Source organism: Bacillota bacterium, from assembly GCA_024655925.1.
Taxonomy (GTDB): Bacteria; Bacillota; DTU025; order DTU025; family JANLFS01; genus JANLFS01.
This window is the reverse complement of sequence record JANLFS010000047.1, coordinates 19,454-25,015: the sequence shown is the minus strand read 5'-3', so window position 1 is coordinate 25,015 and position 5,562 is coordinate 19,454. Positions and strand designations below refer to the sequence as shown.

Annotated in this window: 7 protein-coding genes; 5 read left to right on the top strand and 2 right to left on the bottom strand. The window is 61.4% G+C overall.

Annotated features, from left to right (window positions below):
* Positions 1-227 (bottom strand): branched-chain amino acid ABC transporter permease (locus NUW23_08830; GenBank protein MCR4426275.1); only part of this gene is annotated, 227 nt, incomplete at its 3' end.
* Positions 228-605: 378 nt separating this feature from the next.
* Here NUW23_08830 and NUW23_08825 point away from each other — a divergent pair.
* The 5 genes from NUW23_08825 (at position 606) to NUW23_08805 (ending at position 5,018) form a co-directional block, all read left to right on the top strand.
* Entirely contained in the window at positions 606-2,135 is a 1,530-nt protein-coding gene (locus NUW23_08825; protein MCR4426274.1) for a sigma 54-interacting transcriptional regulator, read from the top strand.
* A 177-nt stretch (positions 2,136-2,312) separates the two neighbouring features.
* A complete protein-coding gene (gene spoVAC, locus NUW23_08820; GenBank protein MCR4426273.1) occupies positions 2,313-2,771 on the top strand; it encodes a stage V sporulation protein AC in 459 nt (152 codons plus the stop codon).
* A 1-nt stretch (position 2,772) separates the two neighbouring features.
* Complete coding sequence (locus NUW23_08815; protein ID MCR4426272.1) at positions 2,773-3,423, top strand: hypothetical protein; 651 nt, start codon at positions 2,773-2,775, stop codon at positions 3,421-3,423.
* Positions 3,424-3,975: 552 nt separating this feature from the next.
* The gene (locus NUW23_08810) at positions 3,976-4,560 is read left to right on the top strand and encodes a hypothetical protein (GenBank protein ID MCR4426271.1); all 585 of its coding nucleotides are present in this window, start codon (positions 3,976-3,978) and stop codon (positions 4,558-4,560) included.
* A 179-nt stretch (positions 4,561-4,739) separates the two neighbouring features.
* Positions 4,740-5,018, top strand: coding sequence for a hypothetical protein (locus NUW23_08805; GenBank protein ID MCR4426270.1), 279 nt, complete (start codon positions 4,740-4,742; stop codon positions 5,016-5,018).
* Positions 5,019-5,168: 150 nt separating this feature from the next.
* Here NUW23_08805 and NUW23_08800 read toward each other — a convergent pair.
* The coding region (locus tag NUW23_08800) for a helix-turn-helix domain-containing protein (protein ID MCR4426269.1) at positions 5,169-5,562 on the bottom strand (394 nt) is incomplete at its 5' end.

Below are 5,562 nucleotides of genomic sequence, written 5' to 3'. Positions count from 1 at the left end.
CCGAGCATGCCGACCAGCAGGATGGAAAGGAAGAAGCTGACCCAGAACGGCAAGCCGACGTCCAGGGTGAATATCATCGAGGCGAATGAGCCCAGCATGCAGAACTCGCCGTACGCGAAACACATGAGGCTCATGGCTCGCCACTGCACCGTCACCCCCAGTGCGCACAAGGAGTACAACGTGCCGATCAGGATGCCGAACACCATCTGTTGAGCGAACAGCTGCATTACGATCCACTCCCGTCGCTGTTGTCGCGAAGGTTGTACGATTGTAACATGCAACCCTCGTGCCAGTCCAGCGGTGCGGCCGGGCGGGCGTTTCCCCGCTCGCTCGGTGCCGCCCCGGAGAACCCGCTCCCAGTCGTCGAGGTAGGGCGGGCATTTCCGCGGGCGTTCGGTCCCGCCTTGACCGGGAGGGCGCCGGCGACGTCGCCGGATCCGATCACGAATGAATTGCCAGATCAAGAATGAGTTACAAGCAGGAATCGGGGCGAGGCGAGCGAATATGCCCCCATAAACATCAGTCGTTTGGGTCGTGCCGAAAGTGCACCGCGAGACGAGAAGCAATCGTATGCAGACCCAACCCCGTTGACGCTGCAGGAGGGTATGTTCATCATGGCCGACCGTGCGAGAAAGCAAGGCCCGCCGGAGAGCGGCAGACCGGGCCTGAATTCCGAGATCGAGGCCTCGATTCAGCTGCAGGCGATACTCGACTCGTGTTACGACGCGCTGTTCATCACCTCCCCGTCCGGCATCGTGCTCGCCGCGAGCAAGTCCGTCGAGCGGCTTTTCGGGGTCAAGGCCGAGGAATGGATCGGGCGGGATTGGGATTGGGTCGAGGCGAATATCACGACCCTGCCTTCGGTCACCCGGATCTCCATGCTCGAGAAGAAGCCCCTGACGGCCGAGCAGATAACGCGGACCGGAAAGAGGTTGCTCACGTCGGTGAACCTGGTGGAGAACGGGAGCGGCGACGTGATCCTCTTGATCACCACTGCCAGGGACGTCTCGGAGCTGATCACCCTCAGGAACCAGGTGACGCGCGGCCTCAGCCTGACCGGCAGCTACCAGACGCACGTCGTCACCCTGACGACCCGCGTCGGATTCCCCTCGATAATCGCCGCCAGCCAGGCGATGCACGACGTGCTTGACAGCGTCGAGAGAGTCGCTCCCACCGACTGCACGGTCCTGCTCCTCGGGGAGTCTGGGGTGGGCAAGGAACTCATCGCGAGGGCGATACACGAACACAGCGCCCGCAGGAACGGACCGTTCGTCAAGATAAACTGCGGGAGCATCCCCGAGAGCCTGGTGGAGTCGGAGCTGTTCGGGTACGAGCGGGGGGCGTTCACCGGCGCGAACCGCGAGGGCAAGCCCGGAGTGTTCCAGGTCGCGTCAGGCGGGACGCTGTTCCTCGATGAAATAGGGGAGTTGCCCGAGGAAATACAGCCGAAGCTCCTCCAGGTGTTGGAGGACGGGTGCTACATGTCGGTCGGCGGGGTACAGCCGAAAAAGGCCACGTGCAGGGTTGTTGCCGCCACGAACGCGGACCTGCCGGAGATGATTCGAAACGGTGGTTTCCGTGCCGACCTGTATTACAGGTTGGCGGTGGTCCCGATAGCCATACCGCCGCTTCGCGATAGGCCGTCGGACGTCGAACCCCTCGCCCTGCACTTCTTGGAAACATTCAACGCCAAGTACGGCAAGAACCTGCGCTTCACGCCTGCGTTCCTGGACGTGCTCGCCTCCTACAGGTGGCCCGGCAACGTCCGGGAACTGAAGAACCTGATCGAGAGGATGGTAATAACGCTCGACGTTGACGACATCGTCACCCCGGAACGCTGGCCGCTCACTTCCCAGTCAATCGAGGCGGACTTCGAGCGCGGCCCCGTCGCGCGGAGACCGGAGTCTCGCGCGGAAGCACCGGTTTCCAGCAAGTCGCTGAAGGAGATCCTCAGGGACACCGAGGGCAGGATAGTGAGGGAAGCCTGGGGTGCCTGCAGCAGCTCGTACCAGCTCGCCCGGGTGCTCGGGATCAGCCAGCCGAGCGCCGTGAGGAAGCTGAAGAGATACGTGTACGGGAGCGACGGAGAACCCTGCCGGAGGGGTGTGCAAGAAGCGGGAGGCGCGGGCCGATAGGCGCGGCGAGACCCCGCGAGGCATCCCGCCGGGATGGTGCTCCTCATCGAGGATCGGCCGTCCGGAGCGGCCGGACAAGGACCCCCGTGAACCGGGGGCCCGTCTTTTTGCGGGATTGTCGGCTGGGGCGGAGAGCATAATACACTTGATTTCCGCTGGCGACGAGGGGGATGGGAGTTGAAGGCCACGAGCGGGCAGGCGGCGGAATACCGGAGACTCGTGAAACAGTACGTGCCGGGACGGCCGATCGTGCGAAACGCGGTGCTGGCGTTCCTGGTCGGCGGGGCGATTTGCCTCGTCGGACAGGTCGTGTACGACCTGATAGCGCGGACGGGCGGCCTTGATACGAGGATGGTCACGGCCCTTACGTCGGGGACGATGGTGGCCGCCGGCGCGATCCTCACCGGCGCGGGGGTGTACGACGAGATCGGTCGGATCGGGGGCATGGGGTCCGCAATCCCGATCACCGGCTTCGCCAACTCCATCGTCTCTCCCGCCCTGGAGTTCAAGCGCGAAGGGTTCGTGCTCGGAGCGTCCGCAAAGATGTTCACGATAGCGGGTCCCGTCATAGTGTACGGGCTCGTCACCGCCGTGGTGGTCACGCTCGTCAGGCTCGTCCTTCAGCGGGGGTTTTAGCATGGCCCGGAACAAGCTCGGCAAGCAGTCAATAGCATTCCAGAAACCTCCGGTGATCGAATCGGTGTCCACCGTGGCCGGTCCAAAGGAGGGCCAGGGGCCCCTGGGGTCGGACTTCGACCTCGTGCTCGGCGATACTCTCAACGGGCAGAAGTCCTGGGAGCGAGCCGAGGCGCAGATGTTGGTCGAGGCGATCAAGATATGCCTGAAGAAGGCCGGAAAGGAGCCCGAGTCGGTGGACTTCCTCCTGGCGGGGGACCTTCTCAACCAGATCACCTGTTCGGGATTCGCGGGTCGCGACACTTCCATCCCCATGCTCGGGTTGTACGGCGCGTGTTCCACGTACGTGGAGGGGCTGGCACTCGCCTCGGCCCTGGTCGAGGGCGGGTACGGCGAGAAGGCCCTGGTCGCCACGTCGAGCCACCACAACACGGCGGAGAGGCAATACCGGTACCCGACCGAGTTCGGAGCGCAGAGACCCCCGACGGCCCAGTGGACGGTGACTGGCGCGGGGGCCGTCCTGGTGTCCTCCAAGGGGACCGGACCGAGGGTCACGCACGCGACGATCGGAAGGGTGATTGACATGGGCTTGAAGGACGTCAACGACATGGGCTCCGCCATGGCGCCGACCATGGCGCAGGTATTACCATGAAGGACGTGCCTCTTCGTCTGTCTCCTTTCCGAGCTGCGACCCTTCGTAGACGACGGGCACCAACACACGAGTAGACACCAGACTCTAACCCGCCAACTACTCCATCGCCCGTGCTCAGTCTTGCAGGCGACGGAGACTCTGCAGAGCCTTGAGGGCGCGAGCCAAGTCCCATAAGTTGTCCCAAGGAACGGACACGAGGCCCTGGAGCGCCCAATTACTGCCATCTCTTGCTTCGCGTAGAATCCGGCATGATACCGGAATCCCGTCAGCAGCTGTAACCTGGATTCTCAGGCGGTAACCACGTTCCTCTACAACATGCTCGACTGGAACTAGTTGGCGAGCCACATGCAGGAGAGTGCCATTGCCATTCTCCACAGGAATCCCCGTCCCTTCTTGCGAGGGTAGTATGCCCGCTTAGGGAAAGAATGGTGCAATCAGGTGGATCTCACGCGTAAGGGGAGACCCCCCTTCCAGTTGAAGGAGAGCGGGAGGGAGGAGAAGAAACTGCGTACTGTGATGAAGTGATTTCGCCCTGACAGGGGGTGCGCAGCAATGCGCATACCGGCCCCACTGGTTTCCGAGGCCGCTGCTTTGAAACCGTTCGGCAGCCTATGGGTTCTGACCGTTGTCGATGATGGGAAAGGTAAGGAAATACTCATCCCGGAAGAATACGAAGCCTCGGGCAAAACTGTAATGGCTGCCGTCATGAATGACCTTGCTGGCGTGGGGATATTGTTGGTCTGTTCTGCGGAAGAGTGGGCGGCGATTGCCAAAGCCGCGCAAGAGCGCAAGATCACCAGCGCATGCCGAGTATATGAGATCCAGGGTGTGGCGCTGTTTCGATGGCGAGTCTCCGTTCACACGGACACAGGAAGACTACTTCTCGACCATTTTCTTGACGTGGCTCGTACAGAGGACACTGTGGCAATAACGTGCCTTGAAACCAGTACCACCTTCGACGTGATCGGCTTTGATCTGGAGTTGGATTACTTAGGTTCAACCACTGTGGGTCTTACTGCCGAAGCACGAGCTCAAGCAACGCACTGTTTCGAGGTTGCGGAGGCAATCCGCCGCAAAGGGATGGCGCGCGTATCCTTTGATCAGGCGAGACGGTTATTGTGTGGAGAAACCGAGTGAGTGGGTTCGCGACAACGGTTCAAGCCATACGGAGTTGGTAGCGCGCGGCAATTACCGCCTGGGCCTGGCTGAGTCTTGGATGAACGGGATAACACCTAACATCCATTTTGTGTCGGAGAGACTCTGCCGTGGCCACTCCGAATAGAGCCCCCTCTGCGGTTCCAGGAAACTGCTCCACCATGCAGTGCGGCATCGGCACTTCTGACGCGAAGATGTCGGCTTCTCTATCGAGGACACTGGTGATCGAGCGCTGTTGCAGCGTGGATGGGGCGGAAAGGATCATGTCGTCTAACGTGCCCAAGCACGTGATGGCCCAACGCGTGAAGAGCCTGGAAGCAAGGGCTTCGGCTCTTGGGACTGATAGAATGTCTCGCCTCGACGAACAGGAACGTGGCTTCGGGAGCGACGGTCACCAATTCGTCGCCTATGCCGTCGATCCGCCCCAAAGCGGGGGGTAGGAAGACAACGCGGTAAGCCTGCTCGACCTCGGCCAAGGTAATCGGGAACGACAATTCGTGCCGGTTTAAGAGAAGCGAATGCGCCCGCACTGCGGCTCGCACGGTTCTCCGCCAATCCGCCGTGACTGGTACCCCAAACCCGTGATGGCGCTATAAGCCAGAAGACTCGTCGGACCCGCCCTCATCGGGGCCCAAGGAGTCTGGCGCCTCCTCCTGCAATTGTTTTAGACGCCCCCAGTCCAGCATCTTCACTACCTCGTCTCTGCGTTTTAGGAAAGCCTCAGCCAGAATCATGAGGCGATCCTTATCCTTCTCGTTCAGCTCCCGGGTCAGTTTGGCCCAGAGGTTGAACCCTTCCGGCCACTTTCGGCGCAAGTTTTCGGCAGTCTCTTTGCCGGTCACCAACCATTCAATGGAAACGGAGAGAAGACAGGCGAGGACGGGCAATCGGTCTGCGGGGACGACGGACTGATCGCGCTCATACTCGGCGAGGGTTGGAGCCGGGATATTTGTGAAGGTTTCGACATCGTAGATTGTCCACCCT

What these genes read in the sequence shown, in the direction of transcription:
- NUW23_08825 (MCR4426274.1), top strand. Translation starts at nt 606, where the DNA reads ATGTTCATCATGGCCGACCGTGCGAGAAAGCAAGGCCCGCCGGAGAGC.
- NUW23_08815 (MCR4426272.1), top strand. Translation starts at nt 2,773, where the DNA reads ATGGCCCGGAACAAGCTCGGCAAGCAGTCAATAGCATTCCAGAAACCT.
- NUW23_08810 (MCR4426271.1), top strand. Translation starts at nt 3,976, where the DNA reads ATGCGCATACCGGCCCCACTGGTTTCCGAGGCCGCTGCTTTGAAACCG.
- NUW23_08805 (MCR4426270.1), top strand. Translation starts at nt 4,740, where the DNA reads ATGCAGTGCGGCATCGGCACTTCTGACGCGAAGATGTCGGCTTCTCTA.